The organism is Stenotrophomonas sp. TWI602, from assembly GCF_039674045.1.
Lineage (GTDB): Bacteria > Pseudomonadota > Gammaproteobacteria > Xanthomonadales > Xanthomonadaceae > Stenotrophomonas.
In genome coordinates, this window is sequence record NZ_JBDJMT010000004.1 from 221,556 (window position 1) to 244,334 (window position 22,779).

A 22,779-nucleotide genomic window follows, 5' to 3' on the forward strand; every position below is an offset into this window, starting at 1 on the left:
ACATGGGGGACGGACAGCACCGGGCGCTGGGGCCAGGTGGTGATAACGTTGTCATGTAATCCCGGCGCAATCCGTGAACCAGCGCATGGTTCGGGTGTGAACGCACCTTGCCGCCTCCCAGGCAGGCCGATCCCCAGGGCCGGGCCGCGGCGGCCGACTTGGGTACAATAGTGGGCCCCGTTCCCAACCACGGTTCCCCGGACATGATGGTCCTCGAGGGCGCATCCGCCCTTTCGCCGTTCCGCCGCGAACGTCTTGAATCCCGCCTGCAGTCCCTGGCCGCCGATCTGCGCATCACCGGTGCCTGGCATGTCTACTTCATCCAGACCGAGGGCGATGCGGCCCCGGACCCGGTGATCCTGAGCCGGATCCTGGAGGCCCAGCCGACCCTGGCCGGGCGTGAGGACGGGGCGGTATCGCGCTTCGTGGTGCCGCGATTGGGCACGCTGTCGCCGTGGTCGAGCAAGGCCACCGAGCTGGTCCGCGGTGCCGGGCAACCGATCCGCCGGGTCGAACGTGGCCTGCGCATCGATCTGGCCGGCTGGCCGGCCGACGCGGCCGCGCAGGAAGCGGTGATCCGCGCGCTGCACGACCCGATGACCCAGTCCGTGCTGGCCGAGACCGCGCAGGCGCAGGCGCTGTTCAGCGCCCCGGCGCGCGGTGAGCTGGAACGGATCGCCCTGGAGGATCTGGAGGCAGCCAACAGCCGCCTCGGCCTGGCCATGGCCCAGGACGAGATCGACTACCTGCGCCAGCGCTTCGGCGAACTGGGCCGCAAGCCGTCGGACGTGGAACTGATGATGTTCGCGCAGGCCAACTCCGAGCACTGCCGCCACAAGATCTTCAATGCCAGCTGGACCATCGACGGTGCCGACCAGTCGCACTCGCTGTTCCGCATGATCAAGAACACCCACCAGCAGACCCCGCAGCACACGTTGAGCGCCTACAGCGACAACGCCGCGGTGGTCGCCGGTTTCCCGGCCGCGCGCTATCGCCCGGACCCGGCCACCGGTCAGTACCGCAGCGAAGCCGTGGTCGATTCGGCGTTCTGCATCAAGGTGGAAACGCATAACCACCCGACCGCGATCGCCCCGTTCCCGGGTGCGGCCACCGGTGCCGGCGGTGAAATCCGCGATGAGGGTGCGACCGGACGCGGCGGCAAGCCGAAGGCCGGCCTGACCGGTTTCTCGGTCTCGCACCTGCGCATCCCGACCCTGCCGCAGCCGTGGGAGGCCCCGCGCGCGCTGAACCCGCGCATGGCGCCGGCGCTGGACATCATGCTGGACGGCCCGCTCGGCGGCGCCGCGTTCAACAACGAGTTCGGCCGCCCGAACCTGCTTGGCTACTTCCGCAGCTTCGAACTGCCCGAAGGCGAGGGCCTGACCCGCGCCTACGACAAGCCGATCATGCTGGCCGGTGGCCTCGGCGCGATCGACCAGAACCAGGTCGAGAAGCTGCGCCTGCAGCCCGGCGACGCCGTCATCGTGCTGGGTGGCCCGGCGATGCTGATCGGTCTGGGCGGCGGCGCCGCCAGCTCGGTGGCCTCCGGTGAAAGCGCCGAAGACCTCGATTTCGCCAGCGTGCAGCGCGACAACCCGGAAATGGAGCGTCGTTGCCAGGAAGTGATCGACCGCTGCGTCGCGCTCGGCCTGGACAACCCGATCCGCTGGTTCCATGACGTGGGCGCCGGTGGCCTGTCCAACGCGATTCCCGAGTTGCTGCATGACTCCGGCGTGGGCGGTGTGATCGATCTGGGCAAGGTGCCCGCCGATGACCCGTCGCTGTCGCCGATGCAGTTGTGGTGCAACGAATCGCAGGAACGCTACGTGCTCGGTGTGCCGCAGGCGCGCCTGGCCGAGTTCGCCGCGCTGTGCGCGCGCGAACGTTGCCCGTTCGCCGCCGTTGGCGTCGCAACCGCTGAAGAGCGGCTCGTCGTGGCGTACGGCGCTACCGTGGGCAATACCCCGGTGGATGCCCCGATCGATCTGCCGATGGACGTGCTGTTCGGCAAGGCGCCGAAGATGCACCGCGACACCGTGCACCCGTCGGCGCCGCGCTGGCCGGCGCTGAAGACCGCGGGGCTGGACCTGCACGAAGCGGGTCTGCGCGTGCTGGCCCATCCCTCGGTGGCCTCGAAGAACTTCCTGGTCACCATCGGTGACCGCAGCGTCGGTGGCCTGACCGCACGCGAACAGATGATCGGCCCGTGGCAGCTGCCGCTGGCCAACGTCGCCATCACCTTGGCCGGTTTCGACACCGTGGCCGGCGAAGCGATGTCGATCGGCGAGCGCACCCCGCTGGCGCTGCTGGATGCGGCCGCGTCGGCGCGCATGGCGGTCGGTGAAGCGATCACCAACCTGTGTGCGGCGCCGGTGGATGCACTGGAAACGGTGAAGCTGTCGGCCAACTGGATGGCCGCGGCGGGCCATCACGGCGAAGACGCGCTGCTGTATGACGCGGTGCGTGCGGTCGGCATGGAGCTGTGCCCGCAGCTGGACCTGAGCATTCCGGTCGGCAAGGACTCGCTCTCCATGCAGGCGCAGTGGCAGGACAACGGGCAGGCGCACAAGTCGGTGTCGCCGGTGTCGCTGGTGATCTCGGCGTTCGCGCCGGTTGCCGATGCGACCGGCCAGCTGACCCCGCTGCTGGACCGTGACGCCGACAGCGAGCTGTGGCTGATCGGCCTGGGCGCTGGCAAGCAGCGTCTGGGCGGCTCGATCCTGGCCCAGGTGCACGCCGACCATTCCGCGCTGCCGGCCTTCGCCGGTGCCGTGCCGGATCTGGACGATGCACAGCGCCTGCGCGCGTTCTTCGAACTGATCCGCGATGCGCGCCAGGCCGGCCTGCTGTTGGCATACCACGACCGCAGCGATGGCGGTGCGTTTGCCGCGCTGTGCGAGATGGCCTTCGCCTCGCGCCTGGGCCTGGACATCACCCTGGATGCCTGGGGCGATGATCCGTTCCGCAGCCTGTTCAATGAAGAGCTGGGTGCGGTGGTGCAGATCGCCAAGGAAGACCGCGCCGCGTTTGCTGATCTGGTCGAACGCCATGCACTGACCGAATGCGCGCAGCGCATCGCGCGTCCGACCACCGCCCCGGTGGTGCGTGTCTCGCTGCAGGGCGAAAGCCTGGTCGAGTGGCGCTGGGAAGCGCTGTTCGATGCCTGGTGGTCGGTCACCCACGCCATGCAGAAGCTGCGCGACAACCCGGACAACGCCGACCAGGAGCGTGCGATCGCGCGCAACTTCAACGCGCCGGGCCTGAAGCCCAAGCTGACCTTCGATATCAACGAAGATGTGGCGTCGCCTTTCATCAACACCGGCGCACGTCCGCGCGTGGCGGTGCTGCGCGAGCAGGGCGTCAACGGCCAGATTGAAATGGCAAACGTCTTCGAACGTGCCGGCTTCAGTTCGTTCGACGTGCATATGAGCGATCTGATCGAAGGCCGTGTTGCACTGTCCGATTTCACCGGTCTGGTGGCCTGTGGTGGCTTCAGCTACGGCGACGTGCTCGGTGCCGGCCGCGGCTGGGCCACCTCGGTGCTGGAGCGCGGCGCGCTGCGCGATGCCTTCGCGGCTTTCTTCGCCCGCGAGGACAGCTTCGCGCTGGGCGTGTGCAACGGCTGCCAGATGATGAGCCAGCTGAAGGACATCATCCCCGGTGCCGAGCACTGGCCGCAGTTCCGTCGCAACCGCAGCGAGCAGTTCGAAGCGCGCACCGCGTTGCTGGAAGTGGTGGAATCGCCGTCGATCCTGCTGCGTGGCATGGCCGGTTCACGCCTGCCGGTCGCGGTGGCGCATGGCGAAGGCCAGGCGGTGTTCGCCAACGCAATCGACCAGGCCGCGGCGCGCGTGTCGCTGCGTTACATCGATGGCGATGGCAACGTGGCCACCCAGTACCCGCTGAATCCGAACGGCTCGCCCGACGGCATCACCGGCCTGACCACCACCGATGGCCGCACCACGATCATGATGCCGCACCCGGAACGCACCCCGCGTGCGATCAACCACAGCTGGCATCCGGAGGACTGGAACGGTGATTCACCGTGGCTGCGGATGTTCCGCAACGCAAGAGTATGGTGCGGCTGATACTGCGCAACGCATCAAAATCGATGCAGTGAAAATCGCGTGAAGAAACCGCCGGCCTGTCCGGCGGTTTTCTTTTATGCGGTGCACAAACTCATCGGGAGCAATGAGTTACACGGCGTTACAACGTGAAAATCCGTTATATCGTTTGCTCACATGCAGCTAACAAAAATGCGCAATAACGCGGCGTTTTTGTGACGCGCGACACGGTCATATCAAAATCAACGTCAAAGTCTTGACGTCATTGAAACTGTACGTTAACACTGCATCCTCATTTCGACAGCGTTCAGTTCCACAGTAACCGCATGGATGGCGAGCACGCTGTAGGTATCTGCCAGCCATTGCGCACAACGCAGTAAATCAAGCGAAAAAACGCCCCCAGGGGACGTTGGACCACGCGGTCCGGCGTTGGCGTCGCTTTGCCTAAAACCAGCCTAATCAGGAGCCGCATCGATGAATCGGATTTATCGCAAGGTCTGGAACAAAGCACTGGGGCAGATGGTCGTCGCCTCGGAATTGGCCAGCAGCCAGTCCTCGGGTGTCGTCATCGATCAACGCCGAACCGCTGGCGGACGCAACACCGCACTGCTCTCGGTCGCCATCGCGCTGACGCTTGGATTGGGCGTGGCAGGCGCCACGCAGACAGCGCACGCGCAGTCGGTGGAAGTGGGCGGGAATGCGAACTGCGTGGTCTTGAACAGCAAGGTCATCGACAGCTGCGTGGTCGATGGCAACGCCACGGCCTCGGGCACCAACGCGGTCGCCATCGGCAGCAACAGCACCGCCTCCGGTGCCAACAGCGTGGCGCTCGGCGCCGGCTCGAAAACCAACCGCGCCAACACCGTGTCGGTCGGTGATGCCGGCAAGGAGCGCCAGGTCACCAACGTCGCCGCCGGCACCGCCGCTACGGATGCGGTGAACAAGGCGCAGCTGGACAAGGTTGCGGTCGCCGCCGAAGGCGCGACCCGCTATTTCAAGGCCGATGGTGACGGCACCGACGCCGATGCGGCGAAGATCGATGGCGAGGGTGCACTGGCCGCAGGTGCCAGCGCCAACGCCGATGGCGACGGCGCAACGGCCCTGGGCAACAGCAGTCAGGCCATCGGCAATGCCACCACTGCCGTTGGCAGCCAGGCACTCGCGGTTGGCCTCGGCGCAAGTTCGTTCGGCCAGGGCAGCATGGCCTTCGGTGATGCCAGCATCGCGCTCGGCCAGAGCGCCGCAGCGTTTGGTCTGGGCGATGTCGCCCTGGGCGCATCAGCGGTAGCGGCCAGTGAAAACGGTGCGGCAACGGCGATCGGTGGTCTGGCCGAAGCCAGCGCCGATGGTGCGACCGCGATCGGTGGTGGTGCACTGGCCATCGGGCCGGGCAGCACCTCGCTGGGCCGCGGTGCGGCCAGCGCGGGCGAAGCCTCGGTGGCGGTGGGTGCGTTCAGCGTCGCGGTCGCGGATTTCAGCGCGACGCTCGGCGCGAATTCGGCCGCGGTTGCAGTGGGTAGCGTGGCACTCGGTGCCGGCTCGTATGCCGATCGCGTCGACACGGTGTCGGTCGGCAATGCGGACAACGGCCTGCGTCGCCAGATCACCAACCTGGCCGATGGCACCGAAGACAGCGATGCGGTGAACAAGGCGCAGCTCGACGCCGTTGGCGCGGTTGCCGCCAACACAGACAAGAATTTCCAGGCCACCGGCAGCAGCGACAGCGATGCCGGTGCGTTTGCAGCAGGCGATAACGCGACCGCGATCGGCGAGGCGTCCAACGCGCTGGCCAACGGCGCGACCGCGCTCGGCAGCGGCGCCACCGTCACCGCGCAGAACGCGACGGCCGTCGGCTACAACGCCAGCGCTACCGGTCAGAACAGCGCAGCCTTCGGCACCAACGCGCAGGCCAACGGACCGGGCAGCGTGGCCGTGGGCGGGGCAGCGGTGGATGCCGATGGCAACCCGCTGATCACCAATGGGGGCGTGCCGGTCGATACCGGTGCAACCAGCGCCGGCGTGGGCGGCACGGCAGTGGGCGCGAGTGCGGAAGCCGCAGGCTTCGCGTCGTCGTCGTACGGCGTGGGTGCTTACGCATCCGGTGCACAGGCCTCGGCGTTCGGCGCGGTCTCCAATGCCACCGGCGACTACGCGACGGCGGTCGGTACGCAGAGCGTGGCGACCGGCAACAGCAGTACCGCCATTGGCGGTCCGGCGGATCTGCTGCCGGGGTTGGGCTTCTTCGTGCAGACCCAGGCCAGTGGCGAAGCCGCTACGGCGGTGGGTGCAGGCGCGATCGCCAGTGGTGATTACGCCGTGGCCAACGGCACGTTGAGCGAAGCCTCGGGCACGGAGGCCACGGCAGTGGGCTACTTTGCCTACGCGCCGGGCGAGGGCGCCACCGCACTCGGCGCGGAGACCTGGGCCAGCGGTGAGCTGAGCACCGCCGTCGGTTTCTACAGCACTGCGCGAGGCGCGAACAGCGTCGCGCTGGGTGCCAACTCCACCGCCACCCGGGACAACACGGTCTCGGTGGGTGACGTCGGCAATGAGCGCCAGATCACCAGCGTCGCGGCCGGTACCGAAGCCACAGACGCGGTCAACAAGGCGCAGCTCGATGCGGTTGCGACGTCGGCCTCGGCGACCTCGGCGCAGTTCAAGGCGAACGGCGCGGCCAGCGGTGCGGTCGGTGCATTCGCCGATGGCGAGGATGCGCTGGCGGCCGGTGAGGCCAGCAATGCGCTGGGCGCCGGGGCAACGGCGGTCGGTGGTGGTGCGACCGCGGTCGGCGATGACACCGTCGCGCTGGGCCGCAACAGCAGCGCCACCGGCAACGGCAGCGTGGCCATTGGTGGCCTCGGCCAGGCGTATGACGAGTACAACCAGCCGCTGGTGGATGACCAGGGCAATGCGATCCTGATCGGTGCCACCGCGGCGCCGGACAGCGTGGCGGTCGGTGCCGGTGCACAGGCCACCGGCACCACCAGCAACGCGTTCGGCAGTGGCGCACAGGCCACCGGCAGCAACAGCCTGGCCAGTGGCTACAAGGCACGTGCCACCGGCGATTACAGTGTGGCGCAGGGCGACAACGCCTTTGCCAGCGGTGAAGAAACCACGGCAACCGGCGCATATTCGTGGGCCACTGCGGATGGCGCCACCGCCTTCGGTTCCAGTGCGTGGGCCACCGAAGCCAACGCCACGGCGGTGGGTCAGTCGGCGTGGGCCAGCGGTACCGGGTCCACCTCGATCGGCTACAACAGCTGGGCGCGCGGCAGTAGTTCCACCGCGCTTGGCCGCGGTGCCTTCGGCTACGGCGACAACAGCGTCGCCGTCGGCTTCCAGGCGCTCGGCAACAGCATCAACAGCATCGCCATCGGCACCAACGTGGTGGCCGGCGGTGAAAGCGCGATCGGTATCGGTGCGGGCAGCAATGCCAGCGCGTCCAATACCGTGGCGCTCGGCGCCGGTTCCGTCGCCGACCGTGCCTACACGGTCTCGGTTGGCAACGATGGCCGGCAGCGCCAGATCACCCAGGTTGCCGCCGGTACCGAGGGCAGCGATGCCGTCAATCTGGATCAGCTGACCGCCGCGACGGACCAGTTCCAGGCCAGCGGTGACGGTGTTGCCGTCGCAGGTGGCGAGGAGAGCGTGGCCGCCGGTGCGAACGCGGCGACCGATGGCGACTACGCGACGGCCATCGGCTCGAGCAGCTTCGCGGCCGGCAGCGGCGCATCGGCGATCGGTAGCGGTGCCTTCGCTCTGGCCGACAACGCCAGTGCAGTGGGCTTCAATGCCGTCGCCAGCGGTGCCAATGCAACCGCAACCGGTGCCAACGCGCAGTCGACCGCCGAGTACGCGACGGCGACGGGTGCAGAGAGTCTGGCCTCCGGCGAGCAGAGCACCGCGACGGGTGCAGCCAGCGTCGCCTCCGGCGCCGGCAGCCTGGCCGGTGGTGCGCTGTCCGATGCAGCCGGTGAGGAATCGGTGGCGTTGGGTTACTTCAGCAGCGCCAGCGGTGATGGTGCGACCGCCGTCGGTGCGGAAAGCGTGGTCAGCGGGACGCTCTCGGCCGGTTACGGGTTCGCCTCCGAAGCGACCGCCAGCTACACCACCGCGATCGGCGGCTATGCCGTGGCCTCGGCCTTCAACGCGACCGCGCTGGGCAGCTTCGCCCAGGCGACCGGCTCCAACAGCGTGGCCCTCGGCGGCGATGCCGAAGCCTCCGGTGCCTACAGCACCGCGACCGGCCAAGGCAGCCTGGCCAGCGGTACCAACAGCGTGGCCGTCGGTGGTGCGCTGTTCGGGCTGCTGCCTACTGAAGCCTCGGGCAATTACTCCACGGCTGTCGGCGGCGGTGCATGGTCACCGGGCGTGAACAGCACCGCGCTCGGCAATGCGGCCACGTCCAGCGGTGCGAACAGCGTGGCGCTCGGTGCGGACTCGATCGCCGATCGCGATGACAGCGTCTCGGTCGGCAGTGCCGACGCGCAGCGCCAGATCACCAACGTCGCGGCCGGTACCGATGGCACCGATGCGGTGAACGTGAATCAGTTGAATGCAGTAGCCGATGCGGCTGCGACGACCAGCAAGTACTTCCAGGCCAGCGGCAGCGATGACAGCGACGCCGGTGCCTACGTGGAAGGCGAGAATGCGCTGGCTGCCGGTGAGGCTTCCAATGCCATCGGCAACGGCGCCAGCGCGCTGGGCAGTGGGGCCACCGCCATCGCCGACAACGCCACCGCAATTGGCTTCAACGCGTTGGCAAGCGCCGCAGGTGCCGCAGCAGTGGGCAGTGACGCGCAGGCCACCGGCGAAGACAGCGTCGCCATCGGCAACGGTGCCGGCGCCAGCGAGATCGGCGCCACTGCCACCGGTGCAGGCGCGCAGGCCGCAGGGGCCTACGCCACGGCCACCGGCAGCCAGTCCACGGCGAGCGGCCAGCAGGCGACCGCCAATGGCTTCCGCGCCAGTGCGTCCGAAGCCGGCGCCTCGGCCTTCGGCAGCTACAGCGAAGCGACCGGCCAGCTCTCTTCCGCACTGGGCTATGGCGCGGTGGCCTCCAACGCTTACGCCGTCGCGGTCGGTGCGGCCTCGACCGCGTCCGGCTCGGGTGCGGTGGCGGTCGGTGAATACTCCGAAGCCACCGGCGATGAGAGCGTGGCGATCGGTGGCACGACCTTCTTCGGTCTGCTGCCGTCGCGTGCCTCGGGAACCGGTGCCTCGGCGTTCGGTGCAGGTGCCTGGGCGACCGATGACTACGCCACCGCAATCGGCTGGAACGCGTGGGCCGATGCAGGCAATGCCACCGCGCTGGGCGCCAGTGCCAGCGCAGAGGGCGTGAACAGCGTCGCGCTGGGTGCCGGGTCCGTCGCTGACCGCGACAATGCCGTCTCCGTCGGCACGGCCACCGCACAACGCCAGATCACCAACGTCGCCGCCGGTACCGAAGGCACTGACGCAGTGAATGTCGATCAGCTCAATGCGGTCGCCGATGTGGCCGAAACCACCAGCCGCTTCTTCCAGGCGTCGGGCAGCGGCAATGGCGACGACGTCGGCAGCTATGTCGACGGGGCGTATGCCACCGCCGCGGGTGAGGCCGCCAACGCGTTCGGCACCGGGGCCTCGGCCTATGGCAGCGGTTCGCTGGCCTCCGGCCGCAATGCCTCGGCATCGGGCTTCAACGCCTCGGCCACGGCCGACTCGGCGACCGCCATCGGTGGTGCGCTGTATTACGAAGATGAGAACGGCAACGTGCTGCTCGACAAGGCCACCAGCGCCAGCGCCGTCGGTGCCACCGCACTCGGTGCGGGGGCGCAGGCCGAAGGAAGCTTCAGCACCGCCACCGGTGCCGGTGCCACGGCGGCCGGGCTGCAGTCCGCGGCCTTCGGCTACAGCGCCGAAGCAGGCAGTGACTACAGCACGGCGGTCGGTACCTTCAGCGCGGCCAGTGGGGTACGCACCACGGCGCTGGGCTATGGGGCCGAGGCCAGTGGTGATTACGCCTCCGCACTGGGCTGGGGCAGTGTCGCGTCGGGCAGCTACGCCAATGCGATCGGCTACGCATCGCAGGCCAGTGGCGACAACAGCGTCGCGGCCGGTTCCAACGCCTGGGCCACCGCCGCACGCACCACCGCGGTGGGGCAGTTGGCATGGGCAACCTCGCAGGGCGCGACGGCCATCGGCCAGGACAGCTATGCCTACAGCGGCCTGAACGCCACGGCGGTCGGTACCAGTTCGTCGGCCAGTGGCGCAGGCAGCGTCGCGCTCGGCGCCGGTGCCCGCACCAGCGAGGCCAATGTGGTCTCGGTCGGCGGCGGCAATGGCACTACCGGCCCGGCCACGCGCCGCATCACCAATGTCGGTGACGCGGTCAATGCGAGTGACGCGGTGACCAAGTCGCAACTCGATTCGGTCGCAGCCACCGCCGATGCGGTCGGCAAGCACTTCCAGGCCAGCGGCAGCGGGGTGGCCACGGCCAGCGGCAGTGATGCACTCGCCGCCGGTTCCGGTGCCACCGCCAGCGCGACACGCAGCAGTGCGCTGGGTACCGCGGCCGTCGCCTCGGCGACCGGGGCCACCGCGGTCGGTGCCGATGCCTCGGCACGCGGTGCCAACAGCACCGTGCTGGGCCGGCAGGCCTCGACCAATGCGACCAATGGCGTGGCGATCGGCAACGGTGCATTCGCCAGCAACGGGGCCAACAGCATCGCGATCGGTTCAGCGGCAGGTGTCTCCGGTGCCAACGCGGTGGCGCTGGGGTCCGGTTCGCGCGCGGTCGAAGCCAATGTGGTGTCGGTCGGTGGCGGCAACGGCACGGATGGCCCGGCCACGCGCCGCATCGTCAACGTCGGAGCTGGCCGCATTGCCGCGGGCAGCACCGATGCCGTGACCGGCGGCCAGCTCAACACCACCAACCAGCGCGTCGGCGCGGTGGAAACCCAGGTGGGTGATATCGACACCCGCATCGGCTCGGTCGAGAACGTCACCGCCAATGCGCTGACCTACGATGACAGCAGCCGCGACACGCTGACCCTGTCGGGTCTGCAGGGCACCACGCTGGACAACGTCGGCAGCGGTTCGATCGCGTCCGGCAGCCGCCAGGCGATCAACGGTGGGCAGTTGTTCCAATCGCTCACCGATGTCGCCACCTTCCTCGGTGGCGGTGCCAGCGTGGGCATGCAGGGCGTGTTCGTTGCGCCGAACTATGTGATCCAGGGCGCGACGTACAGCAACGTGGGCGATGCACTGGGCGCGCTCGACCGCAAGGTCAGCGATCTCGATCAGCGCGTGGCCGGTGGCAGCAGCAGCGGTGCACGGGCACGTACCGCCGCGCTCGCTACGGCCAGCGTCGCACCGGAGGCCAGTGTGATGAGCGCCACCAGCGACGACGCCATCGCGTCGGTGCAGGGCACGCCCACCGCCGCCAGCGTGGGCGGCAGCCAGCCGCTCAGCGCACCGGCCGCGGCACCGGCGGCAGTCAATGCGGTGGTGATGGGCGACGGTGCCGTGGCCAGCGGGGCCTCGGCCACGGCCATCGGCCAGGGTGCGACCGCCTCGGCCGCCAACTCGGTGGCACTGGGCCAGGGCTCGGTGGCCGATCGTGCCGATACGGTCTCGGTCGGCAGCGTCGGCAACGAGCGACAGGTCGCCAACGTCGCGGCCGGTACGCAGGCCACCGATGCGGTCAACAAGGGCCAGCTGGATGGCGGCATCGCGACCGCCAACAGCTACACCGACCAGCGCTTCACCTCGATGGCCGACAGCTTCGACATCTACAAGGGCGAGATCGACCAGCGCCTGCGTCACCAGGACCGCCGCATCGATCGCCAGGGCGCGATGAGCGCGGCGATGCTCAACATGGCCACCAGCGCCGCCGGCGTGCGCACCCAGAACCGCGTCGGTGTCGGCGTCGGTTTCCAGGGCGGCGAATCGGCGCTGTCGCTGGGCTACCAGCGTGCGCTCAGCGAGCGCGCCACGGTGACCCTGGGCGGTGCCTTCAGCAGTGATGACAGCTCGGTCGGCGTGGGTGCCGGCTTTGGCTGGTAAGCCGTTGGTTTCAATGCGGGGCCGTGCGCGGCCCCGTTGCAACGCAATGCAAGGCCTGAGGGGGCGGGTCACGGGAACCCTGGCCAGGGCCGGCCAGGGAGCTCGCATGGAGTGTTGGCCTGAACAGTCGTTTGATCCATGACCTTGAAGAGGACGTCAACGTGACCAGTAAGCAGAACCTTCGCATCAATGTGCTGGCAGCCGCCGTGCTGTCGTTGTCCGCAGGCGCCAGCGCCTATGCAGCGGGCCTGCCGGCCAAGGAGCCGGTGCGCCAGCCGGCTGCCGCCCAGGGCGCAGAGCGCATCATCGTCAAGTACCGCGCCGGCACCGCTGCGGCCACGGATCGTTCGGCCAAGCTGACGGCCGTGCAGTCGGCGGTCGCCCGCGCCAGTGTCGGTGGCTCCGCCGCCGGCCGTGCCAGTGCCGTGAACCCGCAGATCGTGCGCAAGCTCGGTGTCGGTGCCGATCTGATCCGCCTGCAGGGCCGCTTGAGCCCGGCCGAACTGCAGAAGGTGCTGGCCGAGATCAAGGCCGATCCCTCCGTGCAGTACGCCGAAGTGGACGTGAAGCTGCAGCGCACCGATGTGCGCCCGCGCGACGCGACCCCGCAGCTGGTGCCGAACGATCCGTACTACGCGCAGTACCAGTGGCATCTGAACAGCGCTACCGGCGGCATCAATGCGCCGGCAGCGTGGGACATCGCCCAGGGCGAAGGCGTGGTGGTGGCGGTGCTCGATACCGGCATCCTGCCGCAGCACCCGGATTTCTCCGGCAATCTGCTGGCCGGTTACGACTTCATCAGCGATGCGGAAACCTCGCGCCGACCGACCGACGAGCGCGTGCCGGGTGCGCTGGATTACGGTGATTGGGTAGAAAACGACAACGAGTGCTATGCCGGCTCGCTGGCCGATGACAGCTCCTGGCACGGTACCCACGTCGCGGGCACCATCGCCGAGTCCACCAACAACGGTGTGGGCATGGCGGGCGTTGCGTACAAGGCGCGCGTCCTGCCGGTCCGCGTCCTCGGCAAGTGCGGTGGCTACCTGTCCGACATCGCCGATGCGATCACCTGGGCCTCCGGTGGCACGGTGGCCGGGATCCCGGCCAACGCCAATCCGGCCGAGGTCATCAACATGAGCCTGGGCGGCGGCGGCGCGTGTGATGCGCTGTACCAGGATGCGATCAATGGCGCCGTGTCGCGCGGCACCACCGTGGTGGTCGCCGCCGGCAACTCGGCCTCCAACGCCTCCAATTTCCGTCCGGCCAGCTGCGCCAACGTGGTGGCGGTCGGCGCCACCCGCATCACCGGTGGGATCGCCTACTACTCCAACTTCGGCACCGTGGTGGACCTGTCCGGCCCGGGCGGCGGTGGCAGCGTGGACGGCAATCCGGGCGGCTACGTGTGGCAGTCCGGCTACAACGGCCTGACCACGCCGACCTCCGGTGCCTACAGCTACGTGGGCATGGCCGGCACCTCGATGGCCTCCCCGCATGTCGCGGCGGTGGCAGCGCTGGTGCAGGGCGCGGTCGCGGCGGCCGGCAAGGATCCACTCACTCCGGCTGCGCTGGAAGCCCTGCTCAAGCAGACCGCACGGGCCTTCCCGGTCACCATCCCGACCGCCACCCCGATCGGCACCGGCATCGTCGATGCCAAGGCCGCCCTGGACAAGGCGCTGGAAGAAGAGTGCACCGAGAACTGCGGCCCGGTGGCCACGCCGCTGACCAACAAGGTCGCCGTCGGTGGCCTGAGCGGCGCCGGTGGCAGCGAAGTGCTGTACAGCTTCGAGGCGCAGGCCGGCAAGGTGCTGAGCCTGCTCACCTACGGTGGCAGCGGCAATGTGTCGGTGTACGTGAGCCAGGGCAAGGAGCCGACCGCGACCGCGTTCGATGCCAAGTCCACGCGTCCGGGCAACAGTGAAACCGTGCGCTTCACCGCGCCGGTGGCCGGCACGTATTACATCAAGGTGGTCGGTGAGTCCGCGTTCAGCGGTGTGAGCATCCTCGCCAACCAGTAAGACCGGTAAAACCCCAACGGGAGTCCGTCATGTGACGGGCTCCCGTTTTTACATCTGGACCGTGTGCAATCCCGCGTACGATCGCGGTGAACTGCTAAAGTCGCAGCGGTTGCCAGGAGAAAGTGCTTGAACGCGGTTGCCCAGGATCCCACTGCAGAAGCCACCGCCGAATCCCGCATCGTCGGGGTATTGCTGGAGAAAGGTCGGCTCAAGGACAGCGACCTGGCCCGCGCGCGTCCGCTGCACCGTGAGTCCGGCGGCAGCCTGCTCGGTCTGCTGGTGCGGCTGGGGCTGGTCTCCGAGCGGGACCATGCACAGACCTGTGCCGAGGTGCTCGGCCTGCCGTTGCTCGATGCCAAGGCCGTGCCGGAAGCGCCACCCGAAGCGCTGCTCGATGGCTTGCCGTTGACGCTGCGTTTCCTCAAACAATTCCATGTCTGTCCGCTGGTCCTCCAGGACGGCGTGCTCGACCTGTGGCTGTCCGATCCGCAGGACCCGTATGCGGCCGATGCGGTGCAGTTGGCGATGGGCCTGCCGGTGCGCCTGCACGTGGGCCTGCGCTCGGAGATCGACGATCTGATCGAGCGCTGGTTTGGCCAGGGCCGCAGCGCGATGGGCGCGATCATCGAGACCGCCGACGGGGAGGGCGCTGCGGTCGACGACATCGAACACCTGCGCGATCTGGCTTCCGAAGCGCCGGTGATCCGGCTGGTCAACCTGGTCATCCAGCGAGCGGTGGAACTGCGCGCCTCGGATATCCATATCGAACCGTTCGAGAATCGCCTGAAAGTGCGTTACCGCGTGGATGGCGTGCTGATCGAAGGGGAAAGCCCGCCGGTCAATCTCACGGCCGCGGTGATCAGCCGTATCAAGATCATGGCGCGGCTCAACATCGCCGAACGTCGCCTGCCGCAGGACGGCCGCATCATGTTGCGCGTGCAGGGCAAGGAGCTCGATCTGCGTGTCAGCAGCGTGCCCACCGCGCATGGCGAAAGCGTGGTGATGCGCCTGCTCGACCGCGATACGGTGGTGTTCGATTTCCATCGGCTGGGTTTCACCGAGGCATTCCTGCCGCAGTTCCGCAAGGTGCTCGAGCAGCCGCATGGCATCCTGCTGGTGACCGGCCCCACCGGCTCGGGCAAGACCACCACGCTGTACACCGCGCTGAGCCAGCTCAATACCGCCGACGTCAAGATCATCACTGTCGAAGATCCGGTCGAATACCAGATCGAAGGCATCAACCAGATCCAGGCCAAACCGCAGATCGGGTTGGATTTCGCCAATGCGCTGCGCAGCATCGTGCGCCAGGATCCGGACATCATCATGATTGGCGAAATGCGCGATCTGGAAACCGCCCGCATCGCGATCCAGTCCGCGCTCACCGGCCACCTGGTGCTCTCCACCCTGCACACCAACAATGCCGCCGGCGGCATCACCCGCCTGCTGGACATGGGCGTGGAAGATTATCTGCTGACCTCCACGATCAACGGCATCCTCGCCCAGCGCCTGGTGCGCCGGCTGGAGCCGCAGCATGCGCAGCGCTACCGTGCCTCACCGGAAGAGATCGACAAATTCGGCCTGCGCCGCCTGCAGCCGGAGGGGGAGATTTTCCTCTACCGTGCACAGCCCTCGGCGATCGCGCCCACCGGGTATCTCGGCCGCACCACCATCGTCGAGTTCCTGGTGATGAACGATGCGCTGCGCAGCGCGGTGATGCGTCGCGCCGGCATGGGCGAGATCGAACAGATCGCGCGCGCGGCCGGCATGCGCACCATGTATGAGGATGGCCTGTCCAAGGCCCTGCAGGGCCACACCACGCTGGAAGAAGTACTGCGCGTGACGGAGGAATCCTGATGCGTGCATGCGGTCGGCACCCGGTGGGCGGCTGAGCATGGCCCAGTACCGCTACAAGGCGCTCAACGCGCATGGCGAACTGTTCGAGGGCCAGATGGACGCGGCCAGCGAAGTCGAGGTGGCCGCGCGCCTGCAGGACCAGGGTCACATGCCGATGGAGGCGCGCCTGGCCAGCGAAGGTGTCGCAGGGGCGTCATCCTGGGCGGCGCTGCTGCGTCGCAAACCGTTCGACGGCGGTGGGCTGGTGCAGTTCACCCAGCAACTGGCGACGCTGCTCGGTGCCGGGCAGCCACTGGACCGTGCGCTCAGCATCCTGCTGGAACTGCCTGAAGACGAGCGCACGCGCCGGGTGGTAACCGACATCCGCGACATCGTGCGCGGCGGTGCGCCGCTCTCCACCGCGCTGGAGCGCCAGCACGGGCTGTTCTCGCGGCTGTACATCAACATGGTGCGCGCCGGTGAAGCCGGTGGCAGCCTGCACGACACCCTGCAGCGGCTGTCGGATTATCTGGAGCGCAGCGCTGAGCTGAAAGGCCGCGTCATCAACGCGCTGATCTACCCGGCGATCCTGCTGGCGGTGGTCGGCGGTGCGCTGCTGTTCCTGCTGGGCTACGTGGTGCCGCAGTTCGCGCTGATGTACGAAAGCCTGGATGTCGCGCTGCCGTGGTTCACCCAGTGGGTGCTCACCGCCGGCCTGGTCGTGCGCGAAGGCTGGATCATCATGATCGTGGTACCGGCCGTGATCGCGCTGGTGGTGGAGCGGCGGCTGCGGCAACCGGCCACGCGCCTGGCCATGGATGGCTGGCTGCTGCAACGCAACGGCATCGGCCCGCTGCTGGCCAAGCTGGAAACCGCGCGCCTGGCCCGCACCCTGGGCACGTTGCTGCGCAACGGCGTGCCGCTGCTGTCCGGCCTGGGCATCGCGCGCAACGTGCTGAGCAACCGCGCGCTGGCCGCCGATGTCGATGCAGCCAGTGACGAGGTCAAGAACGGCAACGGCCTGTCGGCATCGTTGGCGCGCGGCAAACGCTTTCCGCGGCTGGCGCTGCAGATGATCCAGGTCGGCGAGGAATCCGGCGCGCTGGATACGATGCTGCTCAAGACCGCCGATACGTTCGAACAGGAAAGCGCGCGCGCGATCGACCGGTTGCTGTCGGCGCTGGTGCCGGTGATCACCCTGGTGCTGGCTTCGGTGGTCGGCCTGGTGATCGTGGCCGTGCTGGTGCCGTTGTACGACCTGACCAATGCCATCGGCTGACCGGCCGCTGGTGAATACCCCAACGATTCGATGCAAGGAGCCTGCCATATGCAACGCCGTCGCCTGACCCGCTTTTCTTCCGCGCGCCACCAGTCCGGCATGAGCCTGCTGGAGATCATCATCGTGATCGTGCTGATCGGTGCGGTGCTGACCCTGGTCGGCAGCCGCGTGCTCGGCGGCGCCGATCGTGGCAAGGCCAACATCGCCAAGGCACAGGTGCAGACCATGGCCGGCAAGATCGACAACTATCAGCTCGATACCGGCAAGCTGCCGGCCAAACTGGATGATCTGGTCACCCAGCCCAGCGGCAGCGCGGGTTGGCTCGGGCCGTACGCCAAGCCGGCCGACCTCAATGACCCGTGGGGTCATGCGTTGGAGTACCGCGTGCCGGGCGAAAGCCAGCCGTACGACCTGATCAGCCTGGGCAAGGACGGCAAGGTCGGTGGCAGCAGTTACGACGCGGACATCCGGTACGAGTAATCGGCAGTGGGAGCGCTGTGGCCCATGCCGAGCAGACCGCCGCATCGCGTGCCCACGGGCACCCGTGTGCGCGGTCTGTCGTTGCTGGAGATGCTGCTGGTCGTGGCGCTGATCGCCATCATCGGTGTGGTGACCGCCACCGCGATGAACGGTGGCATCGACGGCATGCGCCTGCGCAACGCCGGCAAGGAAATCGCCACCCAGCTGCGCTACACGCGCACGCAGGCCATCGCCACCGGCCAGACCCAGCGCTTCGTGATCGACCCGCGTGCCAGGACGTGGCAGGCCGCCAATGGGCGCCACGGGCAGATTCCCGCCGCGCTGGACGTCCAGTTCCGCGGGGCGAGCCAGCTCAGCATCGCGCCGGGGCAGGGCAGCATCGCCTTCTTCGCCGACGGCGCGGCCAGTGGCGGCAGCATCGACCTGAGCACGCGCGGCGCGGTGTGGGAGATCCACGTCGGCTGGATCACCGGCGAAGTCCGTGCCGGTCCGCGCCGGGAGGGCGGATGAAGCGTCAGCGCGGCTATTCATTGCTGGAGGTGATCATCGCCTTCGCGCTGCTGGCGTTGGCGTTGACCCTGCTGCTGGGCAGCCTGTCCGGTGCGGCGCGTCAGGTCGGTCAGGCCGACGTGCGCAGCCGGGCCACGCTGTATGCGCAGTCGCTGCTGGCCAGTACCGGCGTGGAGGCTCCGCTTCAGGAGGGCAGCACACAGGGCGAGTGGGAGCAGGGCAAGTACCGTTGGCGATTGCAGGTGGAACCGTACGCGGAGCCACGCACGACCACCGCGCCGGTGGCCACCGATGTTGGCGGCCCGACCCTGGCGCAGATCACCCTGCAGGTGCGCTGGGGCGAAGGCAACGGCGAGCAGTTGCAATGGCGCAGCCTGCGCGTGTTGCCGCCGGTACCGGGCACCCCGCGATGACGCGGCGCGCGCGCCGTGCCCGCGGCTTCACCCTGATCGAAATCCTGCTGGCGACCGCGCTGCTGGTCGGCGGCCTGGCGCTGGCCTTCGCCACCGTGCGCTCGGCCATGGCGATCAGCCAGCGCGGCGAGCGCATGGCCGCCCAGAACGAGCGCATGCGCGCGGTCGAAGGCTTTCTGCGGCGTCGCCTGTCGACCGCGCTGGTCATCGCGACCTCGCCGCCGGATCCCACCCGCGACCCGGTGTACTTCGTTGGCGAGCCGCAGCGGATGCTGTTTGTCTCCGATCTGCCTGGCTACCTCGGCCGCGGCGGGCCGTATGCGCATGAGCTGCAGGTCCGTCGTGCGGGTGGGCAGGAGCAGCTGGAGGTCGGGCTGACCCTGCTGCAGAACGGCGAGGCGATCGAAGAAGATCCACCGCGGCCGCCGGAAATGCTGGCCGATCAGCTGCGCGACGTGCGCTTCCGCTATCGCGGTACCGATCCGCGCACCGGCCAGCTGACCGAATGGCTGGACCGCTGGGAGGACACCCGCCGCCTGCCGCTGCTGGTCTCGATCGAGATCGTCCCGCTGCAGGGACCGGCGTGGCCACCGATGATCGCGGCGCTCCCGCCACCGCGCGGAGATCGCCGATGAGGCCGGCGCGCGGTGCCGCGCTGGTGCTGGTGCTGTGGTTGATCGCGCTGCTCACGGCGGTGATCGGCGCATTCGCGCTTAGCGCACGCGTGGAGCACATGCAGCAGCGCGTGATTGGCGATGATGCCATCGGCCAGGAATACGCGCGCGCGGGGCTCGAATATGCCCTGCATCGTCTGCAGCCCCGCGCCAGTCAGCCGGCATGGGTGGCCGATGGCCGCCGCTACCGGTGGAGCTTCGATGACCGCCGGATCGATCTGGCGATCCTGGATGAGAACGGCAAAGTGAATCTGAATCTGGCCGATGCCAGCTTCCTCACCGCCTTCCTTCGTGCAATGGGAGAGGAACCTGGCCGCGCCCAGCAGCTGGCCGGTGCCATCGTCGATTGGCGCGACGCCGACAGCCTCAAACAGCCTGGTGGTGGCGCGGAGACGCCGGATTACGTCGCGGCCGGCCTGCCGTATGGCGCACGCAACGCGCGCTTCGAGACCGTGGGCGAGCTGCAGCGCGTGCTGGGCATGGAGGCGGACCTGTATGCGCGGATCGAGCCGATGCTGACCCTGTACAGCCGCCAGGCGCGGCCCGATCCACGCTTCGCGGCTGGCCCGGTGTTGACCGCGCTGGGGCTGGACGCCGAACGCCTGCTGGCCGAGCGCGAGCGTGCGGCGGCGGCAGATGACGCGGGATTACCGACCGCACCGCTTGCAGGTGGCAGCGGCACCTATAGTATCGAGAGTCGCGCCACGGACGAACGCGGCCGGATATCGGTACTGCGCGCCGTGGTGAGGATGGGGTCGGCAGGCACGCCGGGAACGGCATACACAGTACTTCGCTGGGAACAGGGAATGGCAGCAAGATGACGGCATGGCGTGACAGTCTGGTGCGGGCCCGCGGGCGCTTGTCGCCTGGCGTGGGCAGCAGCCTGCGCTGGTGGCGGCAATCGTTGCTGGCCTGGCTGCCGGTGCGGTGGCAATGGGCGATGGGCTGGTCGCGCTCGCGGCTGCTGTTGCAGCGCGATGGTGAGGTGTTGCGCCTGCAGCGCCAGACGGGCGAGCAGATCGAGGCGATCGCCGAACTGCCCTGGCCGGTATCGCCGGCCACCCTGGATACCGTGCTGGACGCGCGCCTGCGCAGCTTGCCGCGGCATTGGTTGCTGCCCGCCGGCAGCGTGTTGCGGCGCCCGCTGCGGCTGCCCGCGGCGGCCGCGGAGCGGCTGCGCGATGTGGTCGGTTTTGAAATTGATCGGCAGACCCCCTTCGATGCCAGCCAGGTCAGCTACGACGTGCGCGAGCTGGGCGCGCTGCCGGATGGCCAGTTGCAGGTCGAGCTGGTGGTGATCCCGCGCGTGCAGCTGGAGCAGTGGGCGCAGCAGGCCGGGCCGTGGGCGCAGGCCGTGGCCGGCGTCGATGCGGTGGATGCCACTGGCCAGCCGCTGGACGTCAATCTGCTGCCGGTCGCGCAGCGGCAGCCGTATCGCGACCCGATGGCGCGCTGGAACTGGCTGCTGGCCGTGGGCGCGGTCGTGCTGCTTGCGCTGGCCGGCCATCAGTTGATCGACAATCGCCAGGCCGCGGCGGACCAGTTGCGTGAGCAGGTCGATGCCGCCGCGCGTGATGCGCGGCGGGTTGCCGCCGAACGTCAGCAACTGCAGAGTCTGGTGGAAGGCGCCGCGTTCCTGGAGGGCAAGCGTGCCGAGCATGCGAGCACCGTGGAGATATGGAATGAACTTACCCGCCTGCTGCCCGATGGCACCTATCTGGAAAAAATGTCGATCGAGGGCACCACGCTGCAGTTGATCGGGCTCAGCCGCGAAGCCTCGCAACTGGTGCCGCTGCTGCAGGACTCGCCGCTGTGGCGCAAGGTCAACCTGACCGGCGTGCTGCAGGCCGATGGGGCGACCAGCGGCCGCGACCGTTTCACGCTGACTGCCGAGCTGCAGCCGTTGCCCGGCGCGATGCCGCCTGCCAAGGAGGTTGCCGATGGCAGCACAACCGACGCGCCGTGATCGCTGGCTGGCGCTGGGCCTGCTGCTGGCGGTGATCGCGGTGGCCTACCTGCTGCTGGTGCATCCGTGGTTGACCCGCCCGCTGCTGGCGATCCATGCCGACATCGCAACGGTGCAGGAGCGTCAGCAGCGTGTACAGGCGCAGCTGGCGCAGCGCGGCCAGATCGCTACCCAACTGAGCGAGGTGCAGACGGCGCTCGAGGGCCGCCCCGGCTTCCTGCGCGAAGCCACGGCCGAATCGGCGGCTGCCGCGCTCTCCAGCCGCCTGCAGGATGCGGTGGCCTCCGCCAGCCCGGGCAATCGCAGCTGCACGATCAGCAATCGCACGCCACTGCCGGATGCCAGTCGCGAACCGGCCTTCCCGCGCGTGGCCCTGCAGGTGCGCCTGCGGTGCGGCGTGCCGGAGATGGCCGCGGTGCTGCACACGCTGGAGACCGGCACGCCGCGCCTGTTCGTGGACAACCTCAATCTGCTGGCGCAGCGCTTCCAGCAATCGCCAAGTGAAACCGGCACCGGCCTGGACGTGTCGTTCGAACTGGTCGGCTATCTGCGCCCGGGCGCCGCGCTGGAGCCTGGTGCGCCGGTGCCGCCCCCCCTTCCGCTGCCGGCGGGACAGGACGCTGGGCAGAACGCTGACCCAGGTGCAGCCCTGCCCAGCGATGCGGCCGAGCCCGCGCCGGCACCGGACGCTGCCGAGGAGGTCGAGCATGAAGCTTGAAGCAGCCGGCCTGCGCACCTGGTGGCTGGGGGGCATCGCGCTGTGGGCACTGGCGATCTGGATCGCCACGCTGTTCGGGCTGGGCAGCCGTATCGCGCCGGCCACGGATGGCGATATCGGCCCCGGGCCGTTGCCGCAGCTGGCACCGGCCGCACCGGAGCGCATGGCCTCGGCCAGCACGTACGCACAGATCGGTGCGCGGCCGCTGTTCGCCGAAGACCGGCAGCCGCGCCCGTATCTGCTCGGCGGCACCGAGCAGGGCACCGCCAGCAGCGTTTCGCTGACCGGCGTACTGCTCACGCCTGACTTCGCCATGGCCATCCTGACCACCGATCAGCGCCAGTCGCTGCGGTTGCGCTTGAACGGTGAGGCGGTGAACGGTTGGCAGCTGCTGGCGCTGGAACCACGCCGGGCCACGGTCAGCGGGCCGGGTGGCACCCAGACGCTGGAACTGCCGGTGTTCAACGGGCAGGGCGGCGAGCCCCCCACCGTGCTGGGCGCCACGCCGCTCACGAGCGTTCCTCCGGCCGGTACCGGCGCCCGACCGATCAACGGCGCGGCGGCGCCGATGCCCGCGCCCCCACCGGCCGCAGCCCCTGCGGCGCAGGCAGGGACGCCCTCGAATGCGGCGGCCCCCGCGCAGAACGCGCAGGGCCCCAGCGAAGACCAGATGAAGTCGATCCGCGAACGCATCCAGGCGCGCCGCCAGCAATTGCAGCAACAACAGCAACAGCAGTCGCAGCAACCGCCCGCGGGCGGCTCCGGCCACAACCCTTAGAGT

The 22,779-nt window shown here is 68.7% G+C and carries 13 protein-coding genes; all 13 read left to right on the top strand.

Annotation, left to right across the window (positions count from 1 at the left end; translation table 11 throughout):
* Positions 1 to 203 precede the first annotated feature (203 nt).
* A complete protein-coding gene (gene purL, locus ABE483_RS07115; protein ID WP_313220010.1) occupies positions 204 to 4,088 on the top strand; it encodes a phosphoribosylformylglycinamidine synthase in 3,885 nt (1,294 codons plus the stop codon).
* Positions 4,089 to 4,538: 450 nt separating this feature from the next.
* Complete coding sequence (locus ABE483_RS07120) at positions 4,539 to 12,110, top strand: ESPR-type extended signal peptide-containing protein (protein WP_346481410.1); 7,572 nt, start codon at positions 4,539 to 4,541, stop codon at positions 12,108 to 12,110.
* 161 nt (positions 12,111 to 12,271) lie between these two features.
* Entirely contained in the window at positions 12,272 to 14,125 is a 1,854-nt protein-coding gene (locus ABE483_RS07125; RefSeq protein ID WP_313209240.1) for a S8 family peptidase, read from the top strand.
* 126 nt (positions 14,126 to 14,251) lie between these two features.
* On the top strand, positions 14,252 to 15,979 hold the full coding sequence (gene gspE / locus ABE483_RS07130) for a type II secretion system ATPase GspE (protein WP_313209242.1): 1,728 nt from the start codon (positions 14,252 to 14,254) through the stop codon (positions 15,977 to 15,979).
* Between the two features lie 37 nt (positions 15,980 to 16,016).
* Positions 16,017 to 17,237: a type II secretion system F family protein gene (locus ABE483_RS07135; protein WP_346481426.1), complete on the top strand. Its 1,221-nt coding sequence runs from the start codon at positions 16,017 to 16,019 to the stop codon at positions 17,235 to 17,237.
* Positions 17,238 to 17,285: 48 nt separating this feature from the next.
* Positions 17,286 to 17,717 carry a type II secretion system major pseudopilin GspG gene (gene gspG, locus ABE483_RS07140; RefSeq protein WP_313209244.1) on the top strand — a complete coding sequence of 144 codons (432 nt, stop codon included), beginning with the start codon at positions 17,286 to 17,288 and terminating at the stop codon, positions 17,715 to 17,717.
* A 90-nt stretch (positions 17,718 to 17,807) separates the two neighbouring features.
* Positions 17,808 to 18,227, top strand: a complete 420-nt coding sequence (locus ABE483_RS07145; RefSeq protein WP_346481427.1) for a GspH/FimT family pseudopilin — start codon at positions 17,808 to 17,810, stop codon at positions 18,225 to 18,227.
* Positions 18,224 to 18,640: a prepilin-type N-terminal cleavage/methylation domain-containing protein gene (locus tag ABE483_RS07150; RefSeq protein WP_313209247.1), complete on the top strand. Its 417-nt coding sequence runs from the start codon at positions 18,224 to 18,226 to the stop codon at positions 18,638 to 18,640. The genes ABE483_RS07145 and ABE483_RS07150 overlap by 4 nt, the downstream gene beginning before the upstream one ends.
* Positions 18,637 to 19,275, top strand: a complete 639-nt coding sequence (locus ABE483_RS07155) for a type II secretion system protein J (protein WP_313209249.1) — start codon at positions 18,637 to 18,639, stop codon at positions 19,273 to 19,275. Before ABE483_RS07150 ends, ABE483_RS07155 begins: the two co-directional genes overlap by 4 nt.
* Positions 19,272 to 20,135 carry a type II secretion system protein GspK gene (locus tag ABE483_RS07160; protein WP_313209251.1) on the top strand — a complete coding sequence of 288 codons (864 nt, stop codon included), beginning with the start codon at positions 19,272 to 19,274 and terminating at the stop codon, positions 20,133 to 20,135. The genes ABE483_RS07155 and ABE483_RS07160 overlap by 4 nt, the downstream gene beginning before the upstream one ends.
* Complete coding sequence (locus tag ABE483_RS07165) at positions 20,132 to 21,280, top strand: PilN domain-containing protein (RefSeq protein ID WP_313209253.1); 1,149 nt, start codon at positions 20,132 to 20,134, stop codon at positions 21,278 to 21,280. Before ABE483_RS07160 ends, ABE483_RS07165 begins: the two co-directional genes overlap by 4 nt.
* The gene (gene gspM / locus ABE483_RS07170) at positions 21,249 to 21,998 is read left to right on the top strand and encodes a type II secretion system protein GspM (protein ID WP_346462884.1); all 750 of its coding nucleotides are present in this window, start codon (positions 21,249 to 21,251) and stop codon (positions 21,996 to 21,998) included. The genes ABE483_RS07165 and gspM overlap by 32 nt, the downstream gene beginning before the upstream one ends.
* A complete protein-coding gene (locus ABE483_RS07175; RefSeq protein WP_346481411.1) occupies positions 21,988 to 22,776 on the top strand; it encodes a hypothetical protein in 789 nt (262 codons plus the stop codon). The genes gspM and ABE483_RS07175 overlap by 11 nt, the downstream gene beginning before the upstream one ends.
* The last annotated feature ends 3 nt before the right edge of the window (positions 22,777 to 22,779 follow it).

Coding starts and splice junctions, on each gene's coding strand:
- purL (WP_313220010.1), top strand. CDS start 204: ATGATGGTCCTCGAGGGCGCATCCGCCCTTTCGCCGTTCCGCCGCGAA.
- ABE483_RS07120 (WP_346481410.1), top strand. CDS start 4,539: ATGAATCGGATTTATCGCAAGGTCTGGAACAAAGCACTGGGGCAGATG.
- ABE483_RS07135 (WP_346481426.1), top strand. CDS start 16,017: ATGGCCCAGTACCGCTACAAGGCGCTCAACGCGCATGGCGAACTGTTC.
- gspG (WP_313209244.1), top strand. CDS start 17,286: ATGCAACGCCGTCGCCTGACCCGCTTTTCTTCCGCGCGCCACCAGTCC.
- ABE483_RS07145 (WP_346481427.1), top strand. CDS start 17,808: ATGCTGCTGGTCGTGGCGCTGATCGCCATCATCGGTGTGGTGACCGCC.
- ABE483_RS07150 (WP_313209247.1), top strand. CDS start 18,224: ATGAAGCGTCAGCGCGGCTATTCATTGCTGGAGGTGATCATCGCCTTC.
- ABE483_RS07155 (WP_313209249.1), top strand. CDS start 18,637: ATGACGCGGCGCGCGCGCCGTGCCCGCGGCTTCACCCTGATCGAAATC.
- ABE483_RS07160 (WP_313209251.1), top strand. CDS start 19,272: ATGAGGCCGGCGCGCGGTGCCGCGCTGGTGCTGGTGCTGTGGTTGATC.
- ABE483_RS07165 (WP_313209253.1), top strand. CDS start 20,132: ATGACGGCATGGCGTGACAGTCTGGTGCGGGCCCGCGGGCGCTTGTCG.
- ABE483_RS07175 (WP_346481411.1), top strand. CDS start 21,988: ATGAAGCTTGAAGCAGCCGGCCTGCGCACCTGGTGGCTGGGGGGCATC.